16 protein-coding genes and 2 pseudogenes are annotated in these 16,055 nt (G+C 40.2%); all 18 read left to right on the top strand.

Annotation, left to right across the window (positions count from 1 at the left end):
- Window positions 1–97: 97 nt before the first annotated feature.
- Window positions 98–244: pseudogene (locus ACESTK_RS00945) on the top strand (TnpV protein); the annotation flags it as partial.
- A 171-nt stretch (window positions 245–415) separates the two neighbouring features.
- Complete coding sequence (locus ACESTK_RS00940; RefSeq protein ID WP_226840925.1) at window positions 416–589, top strand: hypothetical protein; 174 nt, start codon at window positions 416–418, stop codon at window positions 587–589.
- An 88-nt stretch (window positions 590–677) separates the two neighbouring features.
- Entirely contained in the window at window positions 678–881 is a 204-nt protein-coding gene (locus ACESTK_RS00935) for a phosphatase PAP2 family protein (RefSeq protein ID WP_319017142.1), read from the top strand.
- The gene (locus ACESTK_RS00930; RefSeq protein WP_148461403.1) at window positions 869–4,015 is read left to right on the top strand and encodes a response regulator; all 3,147 of its coding nucleotides are present in this window, start codon (window positions 869–871) and stop codon (window positions 4,013–4,015) included. Before ACESTK_RS00935 ends, ACESTK_RS00930 begins: the two co-directional genes overlap by 13 nt.
- Before the next feature lie 169 nt (window positions 4,016–4,184).
- Window positions 4,185–5,387: an ATP-binding protein gene (locus ACESTK_RS00925; RefSeq protein WP_373118355.1), complete on the top strand. Its 1,203-nt coding sequence runs from the start codon at window positions 4,185–4,187 to the stop codon at window positions 5,385–5,387.
- Window positions 5,388–5,884: 497 nt separating this feature from the next.
- Window positions 5,885–8,929, top strand: a complete 3,045-nt coding sequence (locus ACESTK_RS00920) for an SrtB-anchored collagen-binding adhesin (RefSeq protein WP_373118200.1) — start codon at window positions 5,885–5,887, stop codon at window positions 8,927–8,929.
- Between the two features lie 238 nt (window positions 8,930–9,167).
- Complete coding sequence (locus tag ACESTK_RS00915) at window positions 9,168–9,494, top strand: YdcP family protein (protein WP_027089109.1); 327 nt, start codon at window positions 9,168–9,170, stop codon at window positions 9,492–9,494.
- Between the two features lie 15 nt (window positions 9,495–9,509).
- The gene (locus ACESTK_RS00910) at window positions 9,510–9,893 is read left to right on the top strand and encodes a YdcP family protein (protein WP_027089108.1); all 384 of its coding nucleotides are present in this window, start codon (window positions 9,510–9,512) and stop codon (window positions 9,891–9,893) included.
- Window positions 9,894–9,995: 102 nt separating this feature from the next.
- Window positions 9,996–10,637, top strand: a complete 642-nt coding sequence (locus tag ACESTK_RS00905) for a DUF3796 domain-containing protein (RefSeq protein WP_025579173.1) — start codon at window positions 9,996–9,998, stop codon at window positions 10,635–10,637.
- Between the two features lie 3 nt (window positions 10,638–10,640).
- Window positions 10,641–10,844, top strand: coding sequence for a helix-turn-helix transcriptional regulator (locus tag ACESTK_RS00900; RefSeq protein WP_008787613.1), 204 nt, complete (start codon window positions 10,641–10,643; stop codon window positions 10,842–10,844).
- 68 nt (window positions 10,845–10,912) lie between these two features.
- A pseudogene (locus ACESTK_RS00895) lies at window positions 10,913–12,307 on the top strand (FtsK/SpoIIIE domain-containing protein).
- 183 nt (window positions 12,308–12,490) lie between these two features.
- Window positions 12,491–13,687, top strand: coding sequence for a MobT family relaxase (mobT, locus tag ACESTK_RS00890; protein ID WP_106629291.1), 1,197 nt, complete (start codon window positions 12,491–12,493; stop codon window positions 13,685–13,687).
- A gap of 11 nt (window positions 13,688–13,698) precedes the next feature.
- The gene (locus tag ACESTK_RS00885) at window positions 13,699–13,833 is read left to right on the top strand and encodes a DUF3789 domain-containing protein (RefSeq protein WP_021651360.1); all 135 of its coding nucleotides are present in this window, start codon (window positions 13,699–13,701) and stop codon (window positions 13,831–13,833) included.
- Between the two features lies 1 nt (window position 13,834).
- A complete protein-coding gene (locus ACESTK_RS00880; RefSeq protein WP_002323342.1) occupies window positions 13,835–14,056 on the top strand; it encodes a hypothetical protein in 222 nt (73 codons plus the stop codon).
- Window positions 14,057–14,132: 76 nt separating this feature from the next.
- Window positions 14,133–14,606 carry a GNAT family N-acetyltransferase gene (locus tag ACESTK_RS00875; RefSeq protein WP_117613851.1) on the top strand — a complete coding sequence of 158 codons (474 nt, stop codon included), beginning with the start codon at window positions 14,133–14,135 and terminating at the stop codon, window positions 14,604–14,606.
- 101 nt (window positions 14,607–14,707) lie between these two features.
- Window positions 14,708–15,004, top strand: coding sequence for a conjugal transfer protein (locus tag ACESTK_RS00870; protein WP_373118196.1), 297 nt, complete (start codon window positions 14,708–14,710; stop codon window positions 15,002–15,004).
- On the top strand, window positions 14,923–15,426 hold the full coding sequence (locus ACESTK_RS00865) for an antirestriction protein ArdA (protein ID WP_077746905.1): 504 nt from the start codon (window positions 14,923–14,925) through the stop codon (window positions 15,424–15,426). The genes ACESTK_RS00870 and ACESTK_RS00865 overlap by 82 nt, the downstream gene beginning before the upstream one ends.
- 17 nt (window positions 15,427–15,443) lie before the next feature.
- Window positions 15,444–15,947, top strand: coding sequence for an antirestriction protein ArdA (locus ACESTK_RS00860; RefSeq protein ID WP_195699261.1), 504 nt, complete (start codon window positions 15,444–15,446; stop codon window positions 15,945–15,947).
- The last annotated feature ends 108 nt before the right edge of the window (window positions 15,948–16,055 follow it).

Genomic DNA, 16,055 nt, shown 5'->3' with positions numbered 1-16,055 from the left:
GTAAAGCAGTGTCAGATTTGTCGTAAATGTCGTAAATTTGTGGTCAAAAAATGATGAGAAATGGAGAGTGCTAATAAAATGAACGCAGGCAGCCAGAGAACGGGAAGAAGTGATCCTGAAACAGTTGGAAGAAAAAGAACCATTACCGGATAAAGAGAAAAATCAGATTGCCTGGGTAAGAGCTGCTAATCAGCACAGAGCGATTGCGGAAGAGATTATTCTCAAGGAATTGATTTATGTATAAATGTTGCCAGTAAACAATCTAGCAGATAACTAATGAAAATAGAATATTGTGAGCGAAGTAAGGCGTGAGTCATAGAAATGTGGCTTGCGTCTTTTTCTTTGCCTGAAAGGAAGTGATAAGTTACTGACATTTTTCAAAGACGCTGGTCTTGATGGAAAAGCAGGCTGGCAATTGTTCAAAGAGAAGGAGTATCTTGGCAAATTGGATAACCAGAAAGAAGTTGAGAAATTACTGGAACAGTATATTCTTCGGTTTGAGCGAGATCCAAAAGAAGAACCGGAACTGAGCCGGTTTCACTTATTTGATGCAAAAGGAAATATATATCAAAGGTCAGTGACCTTTTGACACCCTAATCCTGTTTATAAATAAATACATTCAAATTTGAGTAGGCATACAGGAAAAAGTAGGGTAAAATAATGCATATGCTGAAAGAATGGGAGAAAAGAAGCTGTGGAAACCGGTTCTGGTTCTTGCCTGTCTGATAGGAATATCAAGATTGTATTTGTATGTGCATTATCCCACAGATGTTCTTGGCGGAGTCCTGGCAGGCGCTATATCAGGATATCTGGGATATCGGTTCATCCAGGCCATTTTTTACAGAATAAAACAAGAAGGGGGAGGACCATGTCCGAAGTAAAGAATAAGAAAAAGAAATCCAGTATGATTCAGGTCAGTATTGGTGTTCTGGCAGTTATTCTGGCTATTCTTATTATTATAATGATGGGAATTGTTTCTGATATTCAGGGAACGGCTCGTATTGTAAATTATACTGGTTTAGTCCGTGGAGAGACACAGAGGATCATCAAGCTGGAGGTTGCCGGGGAACAGGACGATGCAATGATCCAGGAGGTAAGGTCTTTCATTGATGGTCTGCGCAATGGAAATACGAAACTGAATCTGGTATATCTGAATGATACGGATTTTCAGAATAAAATGCAGGAACTGGACGAGGGATTTTCTGATCTGTATAAAGAAATCTGTTTGGGGCGGTCTGAAGGATATGAAAAAACAGATATTATATCCAGAAGTGAGGATTTCTTTGTAATCTGTGATGAAGCAACAGGTCTGGCCGAAAAATATTCGCAGAAAAAAGCCACATCCTTATCATTGCTTGAAAAATATATCACAGCAGATATTGTTGTGTTGATGCTGCTGATCGGATATGAGTTTATAAAAGCAATACAGTATGCTGCAATGAACCGTCTGTTGCAGCGAAAAGTATATCTGGATGATGCGACAGGACTTCCGAACAAAAATAAATGTGAAGAATTACTGAGTGAGGAAGAAACGGATGCAGATACCGGTGTCTGCAGTTTTGACCTTAATAATCTCCGGCGTATTAATGACAGCAGAGGACATGAAGCCGGTGATGCCTATATCCGTAGATTTGCTATCTGCCTGCGGGCTTCCATACCAGCAGAGCAGTTTGTGGGAAGAGCAGGTGGAGATGAGTTTCTTGTAGTTACCCATGGACTGGACAGGGAACAGATGACACAGTGCCTTGAAAAGGTGCGCAGAGATATGGCAGAGGAATCCAGAGTGTATCCGGATACTCAGCTAAGCTATGCGGTAGGTTTTGCACTGGCCTGTGATTTTCCCGGAAGTACAATGAGGGAGCTGTTTAACTGCGCAGACAAAAACATGTATATCAATAAGAATCATGTAAAAAGGGAAGAGGCTGCAGCAGAAAAGAATCAGGGATATCAGCTGTTAAAGCTGCTTAATCAGCACGGCAGTAATTTCTCAGATTGTCTGTATTGTGATGCCGGGATGGATACCTATCGGGCGATTCGTTCCAGTGAAAATTTTTTCCTGGCCTCTGATGGTGCATATTCCGGTGCAGTGGAACAGATCATAGAGGAACAGATTGAAAAGTCCTGTCAGGCAGATATTCGCGAAGGGCTGCAGATTTCGGAACTTCAAAAGAAAATGCATACGAAGAAAGATGTGCTGGAATATGAGTATAATATCGGGAAACAGGGGGCATATAACCGCCTGACACTGATTCCTGTGGACTGGGATGAGGACAAAAAGCTGCATCATTTTCTCCTGGCATTTGAAACCATCCGAAAGACTTCAGAAGGTCAGACAGGGGCAAAAGAGCAGCTGCAGCTTTATTATGAACAGCTGAAACAGTCTATCCTGGAAAATGACAGCTATGTGGATGCGCTTCTGGAATTGTCAGATGTGATCTATACAGTAAATCTGACAAAAGATGTTCTGGAAAGAAGGATTGTACTGAATGGAAAAGAACAGAAGAGCCGGGAACTTTTTATGGATTATTCACTTCCATGTTCTTATCAGGATTACTGCTGGGAATATGAGAAAAAAATCACCCAGGAAACAATTGCCGGTTACTGTATGACAGATAATTGTGAAAAGCTTCGTAAGAGGTTTGAGAACGGAGAAACAAATATGTCTGTGGAGTATTGTGCCCGCGAAGATGATGGAAGTATCCGCTGGGTACAGAAAACAGTTCTTATGACCAGAATGGTGGTGTTTGATACAGAAATTCTTGCTGAGATCCCTATGATTTATGCAATCATTCTGTTGCAGGATACCACACAGAGACATGAACGGGATGAGCAGGAACAGGCACGCCTTCAGGCTGCATTTAATGAAATGCGTGCCGAGAGCAGGGCGAAAACGAATTTCCTAAGCCGTATGAGCCATGATATCAGGACACCTTTGAATGGTATTATTGGTCTGTTAAAGATTGATGAGACCCATTTTGAGGATAAAGCACTGATACGGGAAAATCATAAAAAGATGAAGATAGCAGCGGATTATTTACTTTCCCTTATTAATGATGTTCTGCAGATGAGCAAAATAGAGGAAGGTCATATTGTTTTGACTCATGAATATATCTGTCTTAAAGATCTGGTCTATGAGATTGAGAGCATTATCACACACAGGGCAGCAGATGAGGATATTCAGTGGATTTATGAGAAAAATAAGGAGGATATTCCCTATCCTTATGTCTATGGAAGCTCACTGCATCTTCGCCAGATTTTTCTGAATATCTATGGAAACTGCATTAAGTATAACCGGCCGGGAGGAAAGATTACCACGGTAATGGAGGCTGTAGATGTACATGATGGGATCTGTACATACAGATGGACAATTTCTGATACAGGTATAGGGATGAGTGCAGAGTTCCTGAGCCGCATTTTTGATCCGTTCTCACAGGAAAAAACAGATGCCCGTAGTGTTTATCAGGGAACTGGTCTGGGAATGGCGATTGCCAGGGGATTGATTGAGCAGATGCATGGAAGTATTGAAGTGACAAGTCAGGTGGGAGTTGGATCTGTGTTTGTCATTACCATTCCTTTTGAGATTGCAGAGAAACAGAAAAAGGATGAGGAAATTGCAGAGAAATATAATATTCGTGGATTGCATCTGTTGGCAGCCGAGGATAATGAGCTTAATGCTGAAATCATAGAAATGTTGCTGACTGATGACGGTGCGAAGGTTACAGTTGCAAAAAACGGCAGACAGGCGGTGGAGTACTTCGAAAGTAATTCTCCGGGAACCTTTGATGCCATATTGATGGATGTCATGATGCCTGTTATGGATGGTATCGCAGCAACAAAAGCCATACGTGCTATGGACAGGGCGGATGCAAAAACAGTTCCGATCATTGCAATGACTGCAAATGCATTTGAGGAAGATGCAAAAAGATGTCTCGCAGCCGGCATGACCGCACATCTGGCAAAACCATTCCAGATAGAAGATGTGGAAAAGGCCATTGTGGAGTGCTGTGGAAAGTAATGCCATCTGCAAGATCTATTGCCATCAGTAAATTATCAGAAGCAGCTAGTAAGTTAATTTTTGTTCCAATAAAAATAAAAAATCAATAGTTTTGGGACTACAATCCTAAAACTATTGATTTTTTTGTTGCTTTTGGAATATAATTAGTAAAGAAAGGAGCATTATTATGATTATAGAAAGAAAAGAATATTTAGAAAAACTGATAGCCTGGAAAGATAAGCAGTTGATTAAAATTGTTACAGGTGTACGACGTTGTGGAAAATCTATGCTTCTGGAAATTTATCGCAATTATTTAAAAGAGCATGGGATTGAGGAAGAACAGATTATTTCTATTAATTTTGAAGATCTTGATTATGAAGAACTGACAGATTACAGGAAATTATATAAATATTTAAAGGAACGTCTGATTGATGGAAAAATGACATATATTTTCCTTGATGAAATTCAGAATGTAACAGATTTTCCGAAAGTGTTGGACAGTCTTTATATTAAAAAAAACATAGATATTTATGTGACTGGTTCCAATGCATATATGTTGTCCAGTGAGATTGCAACTATGATTTCAGGAAGATATATTCAGATTGAAATGTTGCCGTTGTCTTTTAAGGAATATATGGAGAGTACTGGCAGTATGAATGACAGAGGAATCAAATATGCTGAGTATTTGCAGAATAGTTCATTTCCGTTTACACTGGAATTAAAAAATCAGCCAGATGAGATCAGAGATTATCTGGAAGGAATCTATAATACGATTGTTGTAAAGGATATTATAAACAGAAAAAAAATTACAGATACTATGATGCTTAAGAGTGTCTTAAGATTTGTGTTTGATAATATAGGAAATCCATTGTCATCAAAAAAAATTGCAGATACGATGACCTCAGAAGGGCGAAAAATTGATACAAAAACGGTGGAAAAATATCTAGAGGCTTTTAGCGAGAGTTATATTATATATCAGGCAAAACGTTATAATATAAAGGGAAAACAATATTTAAAAACTCTTGAAAAATATTATATAGTTGATATTGGAATGAGGTATATGCTTTTAGGTTCGAGGCAGGCAGATGCAGGACATGTTCTGGAAAATATAGTCTATCTGGAATTGTTACGTCGAGGATATGAGGTGTATGTTGGAAAAATCGATTCATATGAAGTGGATTTTGTGGCACAGAATAAAAAGGGAACAGTATATTTCCAGGTGGCACTGACTGTACGAGATGAAAATACACTTTTAAGAGAATTAAGGCCATTACAGGCGATACGAGATCATTATCCAAAGATTATCTTAACAATGGATGAAGAACCAGAAGAACAATATGAGGGAATTCGACGTATTAATGCCAGAGACTGGTTATTGGGGATTGTAGACTGAGCAATGCAAATTCATGGTAATAATATATATAAACAGAAGATACATTTGTTGATAGCAGTGAAAGTGCAAGATAAGTTGCAAAAATATGTTGTTCCTTTTTATGCAGTATGTGATGGGGGCTGGATGTCCGGTGGATATCCGTCTAGCACAGACCGTAGCGTTCACAAATTCTTCACAAAATAATTAGCACTCACCTCTTGTTATTACAGCGTAGCTTTTGTCTTAGTTCATAGAGTGCCGTAAAGTGCCTATTTACAGGCTTTTCACGGGTTTTATGAATTTATCACATTTCATCAGAAATCGTCAATATACAAAAAATTGGTGTCAAAATTGGTGTCAAATAACCTTAATTTGAGATTTTGATGAGCAACACATCAGTATAAAAAATTGAATATTTTATAGACTATGGAACGCCTAACATGACGTTCCTTTTCTATTTCCAGCCGTTCTTATTGGACGGCTATTTTATCACCCAAAATGAAAGGAGCATTAGATTTATGAAAAAGACATGGAAACGATTGTGTACGGGCTTCTTAGCTCTTGCAACTGTCGTTACTGCTTTACCGACTATACCCGTCCATGCAGAAAGTAAGCAATACTGGACGGAAAGTGCAGAGCGTGTCGGTATCATTGAAAAAGTAATGAATGACGGTTCTATCGGTTCGACATTCAATGAGGGTTATATGAAAGTCGAGGACGAAACTGCCTATTGTATTGACATCAATACAGATTTTAAGAATGGTTACAAGACCAGAGCTGACGCAAGCTCACGCATGAGTGCCGACCAGATTTCAGATGTGGCGTTATCCTTAGAGTATGTCAAACAGTATGGCGAAGCTCACAAGGAATTGAACTACAAACAAGTCTATCTGTTGGAACAATGTGTAGTCTGGCAGAGATTAAGCGTACATCTTGGCTGGCAATGTGATAACGTGCGAGCTTCTTATGATGAAATACCAAAGGCTACGCAGGACGAAGTTTTCGCTGGTGCAAGAGCCTTTGTTAAAGAGAATAAAGAACGCTATGAATGTGGCGGTTATATCTACTCTGGCGAGGGGCAGGAATTGGGACAATTCTGGGCGAAACTGAATGTCGGAAATACGAAACTGCAAAAGGTTTCCAGTAATACCAGCATTACAGACGGTAACGGGAATTACTCTATCGCTGGTGCAACATACGGTGTCTTTGCTGATAAGGACTGCACGAAACAGCTTGCCACCCTTACGACTGATGAAAACGGAGATACAGATATTGCAGAGGTAAAAGCAGGGACAGTTTATATCAAGGAATTATCCGCACCAGCAGGATATAAAGTGGATAAAACAGTCTATCCATTGACAATCAAAGCTGGCGAAACAGCAACCTTGAACGTATCAGATACGCCAAAAGTAACGGACACTTTGATTGAGCTTTTCAAGATTGATATGGAAACACAGAAAGACAATCCGCAAGGGAACGCTTCTTTAGCAGGTGCGGAATTTACATGGAAGTATTATGCTGGCTTCTACAATAAAGACAATCTCCCTGCCGAAGCTACTCGTACATGGGTTACAAAGACAATCGCTGAAACAGACAGCGACGGGACAACTCATTACATCACAAAATTAGCGGACACATACAAAGTATCTGGCGACAGCTTCTATATGCAGGACGGCAAGGCGGTTCTTCCACTTGGAACACTAACCGTAGAAGAAACAAAAGCTCCAAACGGCTACTTGTTAGAGGGTGCATATATGCAGGCTGGCGATAAGTCCGAACAGATAAAAGGCTTATATGTAACACAGATTACCGAGGACGGCGACCTTGCCGTATTATCTGGAAGTAACCAGTTTTCCGTATCAGACAAGGTTATCCGTGGCGGTGTCAAAATTCAGAAACGAGATTTAGAAACGGGCGATACAAAGCCACAAGGAAGTGCCACTTTGAAAGATACTGCCTTTGACATCATTTCCTTAAATGATAATGAAGTATTGGTTGAGGGCAAGTTATACAAGAAAAATGAAGTGGTAAAGACAATTCGTACAGATATTGAGGGTGTCGCTTCTACTTCTTCTGACCTCTTACCTTATGGAAAATTCCGTATCGTTGAGAGTGAAGCTCCCAACGGTTACTTAACTGACGGTGCAAAGCCGATTGATTTTACAATCACAGAAAATGGAAAAATCGTGGACTTAACCGAAAAAGCCCATTCTATCTATAATCAGATTAAGCGTGGAGATATTGAGGGTGTAAAAATCGGTGCAGGCACACACAAGCGTCTTGCTGATGTTCCTTTTAGGATCACAAGCAAGACAACGGGCGAAAATCACGTCGTGGTAACTGATGATAACGGGCAATTCTCCACTTCTGCTGAATGGGCTTCTCATAAGCACAATACCAACGCAGGAAAGACCAGCGAGGACGGTGTGTGGTTTGGAACTTCTGAACCAGACGACAGCAAGGGTGCATTACCTTATGATACCTACATCATTGAAGAAATGCGTTGTGATAGTAACAAAGGCTTTGAACTTATCCCACCTTTTGAAATCGTGGTATCAAGAAATAACCTTGTGATTGATTTAGGGACGCTGACTGATGAATACGAAAAAGAAATCTCTATCCATACCACAGCGACCAGCAAGGACGGCGAAAAGACTATCCTTGCAGGAAAAGAGGTAACAATCGTTGATACGGTCAAATTAGACGGACTTACAAAAGGCTCAAAATATCAGCTCAAAGGTTGGCAGATGTTAAAGGAAGAAAACGCCGAGCTTGTCATTGACGGAAAGCGTGTAGAAAATGACTATACCTTTGTCGCTGATGATGAGGAAATGAAAATAGAAATTACATATACATTCAATGCGTCCGAGCTTGGCGGTAAAAATCTGGTAACATTCGAGGAATTATACGATTTGAGCAATTCAGACGAACCCGTAAAAGTTGCGGAGCATAAAGACATTAAGGACGACGGGCAGACCGTACTTATCACAGAGCGTATCATCAAGATACATACAACCGCTACCGATAAAGACGGCAACAAAGAGCTTGAAGCTGAAAAAGAGGTAACAATCATTGATACCGTAACCTTAGAGGGCTTAGAAATCGGTACACAGTACAAACTTGTGGGCTGGCAGATGTTGAAAGAAGAAAATGCAGAACTTCTTATCAATGGAAAGCGTGTGGAAAGTGATTATACCTTTACCGCTGACAGCGAAGCTATGAAAGTGGAAGTTGCCTTTACCTTTGACGCTACTTCTCTTGACAGCAAACAGCTTGTAACTTTTGAGGAATTGTACGATTTAAGCAATCCAGACGAACCGAAGAAAGTTACCGAACATAAGAATATTGAGGATAAGGGACAGACGATTACCTTTAAGGAAAAGCCAGAAGAACCAGAGAAACCCGAAACACCACCGACACCAGAAAAGCCTAGCAGACCTAGCGACAGTCCCAAAACGGGCGACAGTACAAATGTAATGGCATTTATCGTGATGTTGCTTGCGTCTGCTGGTGGACTGGCTGGAACATATCTTTACAAACGCCGTAAAATGAAGAAATCATAAGGCGGTAACGGTATGAGGAAAGAAAAATCACGCTCTCCGCCGAAGCTGTCAAACGGCAGATTTTTGCTTATTCTGGCTTGTCTGCCTACAACCTGCAAGAACACGGATAGTCAAGGGTGCGTAAGCATTGATTTTACCCTTTACTATCTGGGGGATTGCTGGTACTTCCCAAACCGCCAGAATAAGAAATCACAATTAAAAAACTTATCAAATATAGAAAGAAACGAGGTAAAACAATATGGAAATGAAATATGTCGTGCCAGATATGACACAGTCTTTTGGAACTCTTGAATTTGCAGGCGAAAGCGAGCCAGTCTTTGAAAGAGATAAAAATAACCGCAGGGTCTTAGCCAGACGAAGCTATAACCTTTATTCTGACATACAGAAAGGCGAAAATGTTGTGGTGGAAATTCCTGTGCAGGCTGGCGAAAAGCATTTCAAGTATGAACAGAAAGTAAAACTTGTCAATCCGAAGTTATACGGCAGAGGTTACGCAATCGGGGATATGGGACATACCGATTATGTATTAGTTGCTGATGATATTGTAGCAGTTGAAGAAAAGTAAAGGAGTGAAGAATTTATGAGATTATCAAACGGGTTTGTTATTGACAAAGAGAAAACATTTGGAGAATTAAAGTTTACAGCGGTACGTGATGTGTTCTTGCAGAATGAGGACGGGACACCGAGTACCCAGCTTAAAAAGCGTATCTATGATTTGAAGTGCAGTCTGCACGGTGGAATTATCCCCGTGTCTGTACCGCCAGAAGTACCGTTAAGGGAATTTCCTTACAATGCAGTTGTGGAGCTTGTCAATCCAGTAGCCGATACGGTATCAAGAAAAACCTATACGGGTGCAGATGTGGACTGGTATGTAAAGGCAGAGGATATTGTGTTGAAGAATAAAGGCAACCAGAACGCAGGTAGCCCACAGAACCCTACACCGCAGGGACAGCCGAAGAAATAAAAGTGATGTATTTGTCTTAATTTTGATTGACACGAACAATGCGGAGTGATATATTTATCTCATAAAGATACAAAAACATCTCATTTGAAAGGAGAGATAAATATGTCAAAGAAACAAATTAAAAAAATTATTTTTATGGGGGTAGGGTGTGCTTTATTGCTTATTGTTGGTACAATCTACTCCCTATTATACAATGATGGACGCTGGGTCAAAAATATGGATATGTCGGAATATGTATTTTCTTACAAGGATATTCCTATGTTAGTAATTGGAGCTTTAATAGCACTATATGCTATCTATATAGTAATTATCTGCTTTAAAAATGTCTTTTCAAAAAACAGCAGGGAAAAACGATATTCAAGAACAATTTCTCCTTACTGGGGATTTTGTGGAATGTTTGGTTTTCTGGGGTTTGGCGGATTTTGGACATACTATAAATTTGGAGAAATATTTCCTTTTGCTTTTTTCATATTTTTTGGTTTTTTCAGTTTTTTCTTTGAAGGTAAACTTTCTCATATCTTAGAAGATGAGCTTTTTCAAGAAAATAAACGTAAGGCACAATTAGAAGCCTACAAGATAGGTTTTAAACTATTATTTGTAGTTATCTGGCTTATGGCAATAGGTATGTTTTCCCGTAATGTTGAGTGGTGTGCAATATTTATGCTGATTTCTGTTTCACTTATCTATGCTCTTGTTCTTTTTCTTAGCAACTATTTATTATATCGTTATGAAAAAAGGGAATAAATTATGGAAGCAAAGTTTGTATGTAATTTAAAAAAATATCGTGTAGCACAAGAATTAACACAAGAACAACTCGCTGACATTGTAGGTGTTCGTCGTGAAACTATTATGAGATTAGAAAAAGCACAATATAATCCGTCACTTAAATTGGCAATAGATATTTCAAGAGCTGTAAAAGCTCCGATAGAAGATATATTTATTTTTGAATAAAGACAGTTTAAAGCAGTTAGTCTTAGGATTGACTGCTTTTTTCATATCCAGAAAGGAGTGATTGATTTATGCGTAAGATTTGTAACAAAGGACACCGTATCAGAGCCAGCGACAAGCAACTTGTCTATCACTTTTCCATAGGGACGCTTCTGTTTGTATTCGTAGCGGTTCTTTTGCTACTGAATACGAAACAGCTCATGCGTACCGATTGGGAGCATTTCAGCTTGTTAGAGAACGGCTTGACGCTCTCCCCTTACAACTTCATAACCATACTGATAGCGACTGGTGTTTGTGCATTGGTCGCTTTTCTGTATTACCGCTTCTGTTACGATAGTTTCAAGAAGCTCCTGCACCGTCAAAAGCTGGCAAGAATGATACTGGAAAATAAGTGGTATGAAGCCGATACCGTACAAGACAGCGGTTTTTTTACTGACCTGCAAAGCAGATCAAGAGAAAAAATCGTCTGGTTTCCAAAGATTTATTATCAAATGGAAAAGGGACTGCTTCATATCCGCTGTGAAATCACGCTGGGGAAATATCAAGACCAGCTTTTACGGTTAGAGGATAAATTGGAAAGTGGCTTGTATTGTGAGCTGACCGACAAGACCCTGCATGACGGCTATATCGAATATACCCTGCTTTATGATATGATAGCAAATCGCATTACCATTGATGAAGTACGTGCAGAAAAAGGCTGTCTTAGATTGATGAAAAATCTTGTCTGGGAATATGACGCACTCCCCCACGCTCTGATTGCTGGTGGAACTGGTGGCGGTAAAACTTATTTTCTGCTGACGCTCATTGAAGCCTTACTGCATACCAACGCTGTCCTTTACATATTAGACCCGAAGAATAGCGACCTTGCGGACTTAGGAACGGTCATGCCAAACGTCTACCATACCAAAGAAGAAATGATAGACTGCGTCAATGCCTTTTATGAGGGCATGGTACAGCGAAGCGAGGAAATGAAGCGACACCCGAACTATAAGACAGGCGAAAACTACGCCTATCTGGGACTGCCACCCTGCTTTCTTATCTTTGATGAATATGTGGCGTTTTTTGAAATGCTGGGGACGAAAGAAAGCGTGAGCTTACTTAGCTAGCTAAAGAAAATCGTTATGTTAGGGCGACAAGCAGGTTATTTCCTTATCGTTGCCTGCCAGCGTCCAGACGCAAAGTATTTCTCGGACGGTATCAGAGATAACTTCAATTTCCGTGTGGGACTTGGGCGTATCAGCGAATTAGGTTACGGTATGCTGTTTGGTTCAGATGTGAAAAAGCAGTTTTTTCAGAAGCGTATCAAGGGGCGTGGATATTGTGATGTGGGAACAAGCGTTATAAGTGAGTTTTACACGCCTTTAGTCCCGAAAGGACATGATTTTTTGCAGACTATCGGCTCTCTTGCACAAGCAAGGCAGGACGGGACGGCGACGTGCGAAGCGAAAGGCGACGGCACGGACTAGCCGTTGCTGGTGTGGCGTTAGCCACGCCAGCAGGTAAAACCCCTCGGTATCTAACAGAGGGGTACGTTTGCAAATAGACAATAGACAAAAAACATAGGAAACATAAGGCTTCTGGCATGATTTCCTAGCAAAAATCAGTTGTGAAGTCGCCTTGAAAAACTTCACACTTTACAGATTGGGGGTATGGTTCTGAATGAAGAACAATGGATAAAAGAATTACGGGAGAAACGGATTGCTTACGGTATCTCACAAGGCAGGCTGGCGGTGGCTTCTGGTATCACAAGGGAATATCTCAACAAGATAGAAAGCGGAAAAATGAAGCCGTCAAAGGAACTTTTGGAAACTCTGCATAAGGAACTGGCAAGGTTCAATCCCGAAGCACCACTTACCATGCTGTTTGATTATGTAAAAATTCGTTTTCCCACGCTGGATATACAGCACATCATCAAAGATATATTAAAACTGAATATCAATTATATGCTCCATGAAGATTACGGGCGTTACAGTTATACGGAGCATTATTCATTAGGGGACATCTTTATCTATACGTCAGCTGACGAAGAAAAAGGTGTCCTTTTAGAGTTAAAGGGGCGTGGTTGCAGGCAGTTTGAAAGTTACCTGCTGGCACAGCAAAGAAGCTGGTATGACTTTCTCATGGACGCATTAGTAGACGGTGGCGTGATGAAGCGTATCGACCTTGCTATCAACGACCATACGGGCATTTTGGATATTCCAGAGCTTGCGGAAAAATGCAGGAAACGGGAATATATCGGAAAGTCCAGAAGTTATAAGTTTTACCAGTCTGGCGAACTTATCAAGCACAGAGAGGACGACAGAGAATATATGGGACGTACCCTTTATCTTGGTTCGCTGAAATCAGATGTGTATTTCTGTATCTATGAAAAGGACTATGAGCAGTACGTCAAGTTAGGGACACCTCTGGAAGAAGCCGACATTATCAACCGTTTTGAGATACGGCTTAGAAATGAACGTGCTTATTATGCAGTACGAGATTTGCTGACCTATTATGACGCAGAGCAGACCGCCTTTTCTATCATCAACCAGTATGTGCGGTTTGTTGATGAAGAACCAGACAAGCGAAAAAATGACTGGAAACTCAATGACCGCTGGGCTTGGTTTATCGGCGATAACAGACAGAGCTTGAAGCTGACGACAAAGCCAGAGCCTTATACCTTAGACCGTACATTGCGTTGGGTACAAAGGCAGGTAGCACCGACCTTAAAAATGCTGAAAAAGATTGATAAGGGAAACGGTACAGACTACATGGAAACAATCGAACAGCAGGCAAAGCTCACAGAAAAGCATGAAATGATAATCAAACAGCAGACGACCCCTGCAAAAGATTTGGTGGAAAGTTAGGAGTGATAAAAATGTGGGTATTATTAAAAGACTTCCTGCTGGTATCTATGGGAATGGGTATCGGCGTAGTCTTGATGTGTATTTTGAATGTCGGCAAAGAAGCTGACTATGAAATGAAACAATTAAAAGAAAGCGAGGACAAATAACATGAATTTCGGGCAAAATTTGTATCAATGGTTTTTAAGCAACGCACAGAGCTTAGTGCTTATGGCGATTGTAGTTATCGGTATCTACTTAGGTTTCAAGCGTGAGTTTTCCAAACTTATCGGCTTCTTGGTAGTTGCCTTGATTGCTGTCGGTTTGGTATTCAATGCTGGCGGTGTGAAAGATGTACTGTTAGAGCTGTTCAATAAAATTATCGGTGCTTAAAATTTTGTTGTAATGCTTATATGTGAATGGTATAATTGGGGTATGAAAAAAGATAAAATAGATTTGGAGTTAAGCTATGGATTATGTCATACGGGAAATAAAAAAAGAAGAATATGTTTTACTCAATGACTTTTTGTATGAAGCAATTTATATTCCAGACGGTGTTGAGCCACCACCTAAATCAATAATTAACTGTCCAGAATTACAAGAATATGTTTTTGAATTTGGAAAGCGAAAAGATGATAGGGCTTTAGTTGCGGAAGTTCAAGGAAATGTCGTGGGTGCTATTTGGGTACGAATAATGAACGATTACGGACACATTGACAATGATACACCGTCCCTTGCTATGTCTGTTTTTCAAAAGTATAGAGGACAAGGGATTGGAACTTCATTATTGCAACAGTTATTGTCAATGGAAAAATCTTTTGGATATTCAAAAATTTCCTTATCTGTTCAGAAAAATAATTATGCAGTAAAAATGTATAAGAAAGCAGGTTTTCTTGTTGTTGATGAAAATAGCGAAGAATATATTATGACCGCAACTCTATAACAGATAATCTAGTTTACAATTTCATATCCATACACACAAAGCAGTTAGTCTTAGGATTGACTGCTTTTTTCTTACCTAAAATTTCAGATTGGAGTGATGAAATGAACGATATTTTTAAGGATACGCAGGCAAAAGTCGGCTGTGAATACATTTCCGACCTGCCCTCTTACAAGCGTAAGGTGTGGCATGAAATGAAACGGCTGAACCCTGCCGACTATGAAGAAAGACAGTTAGAAGATTTTTCTAAATATGTGTTTGGTATCTCATACCAGAACTTAAAAGATGTGATGAACCAACAGAAAGGACGTGAGGAACAATGCAGGAAACAAGGGTGCTGGTGGAAACGAGAGGAACAACTGGCGAAGAAACAATATCATACTGGTTTGAACTGCCGATAGATGTTGACGAGTTTGAAGAAAAGCTAGGTGTCGGTGCAGAAAGTGGGGAATACCGTATTATTGAAAAGGTGTTGCCTTATGCTGATGAAGTTCAAGAACATACAAGCGTCTACCAGCTCAATGAATTAGATTTTATGTATCGCCAGCTTTCAAGTGATATGCAGGAAGAATATGTATCACTACTTACGGTGTTTGAGAACTTAGAAGCACTTTATATTTGCAGGAACGTGATTACGGTTTATCCCGACTGCAAAAGCATGATTGATGTTGCAAGGCAAAAGCTGATGAACGACCCGACGTTCAAACATCTGTCCGAGGACTGTCAAGAATATTACTTTGACTTTGAAGCCTACGCTTCTCACTTGCAGGAACACGGGAAATTTTTAGTAACGGAACACGGTATCTTTGAACTGCCAGAGTAGGAAATGAGGTGGTGCTTATGATTGATGATATGGCGGTTTATATTGCTAATCTTGGTAAATACAATGAGGGTTATTTAGTCGGTGCTTGGTTCACGTTCCCCATTGACGAAGAAGATGTGAAAGAAAAAATCGGCTTGAATGAACAGTATGAGGAATACGCAATCCATGATACCGACAACTTCCCGATTGCGATTGGCGAGTATGTTTCCATTGAAGAACTCAATGAGATGTATGAAATGCTAGAGGAACTTCCCGACTATATCGTAGAGTGTCTGGACGAATTTATCAGCCACTACGGGACGCTGGAAGAAGTCGTAGAACACAAGGACGATATTTATTATTATCCCGACTGTGAAACCATGACAGACGTTGCCTACTACTACATAGACGAATTGCAGGCACTTGGCGACATTCCACCCAGCTTACAGAACTACATTGACTATGAAGCCTACGGGCGAGATTTGGATATGGGCGGTTGCTTTATTGAAACAAGCCGAGGTATGTGCGAGATACCATATTAACGCTGGAAGATCAGCGACAAGCATTGTTGCTACTGACAGCGTATTTCTCTTTTAAGGGACAGTCTGAAACATGGCTGTCCTTTTCTATTTAGAAACTTACGAAAGGAG

Origin of the sequence: Ruminococcus sp. Marseille-P328 (genome assembly GCF_964249465.1) — a bacterium.
In the GTDB taxonomy this organism is placed as follows: Bacteria; Bacillota; Clostridia; order Lachnospirales; family Lachnospiraceae; genus Blautia_A; species Blautia_A faecis.
The sequence above is the reverse complement of the archived record's forward strand: the minus strand, read 5'-3'. Positions and strand labels throughout refer to the sequence as shown.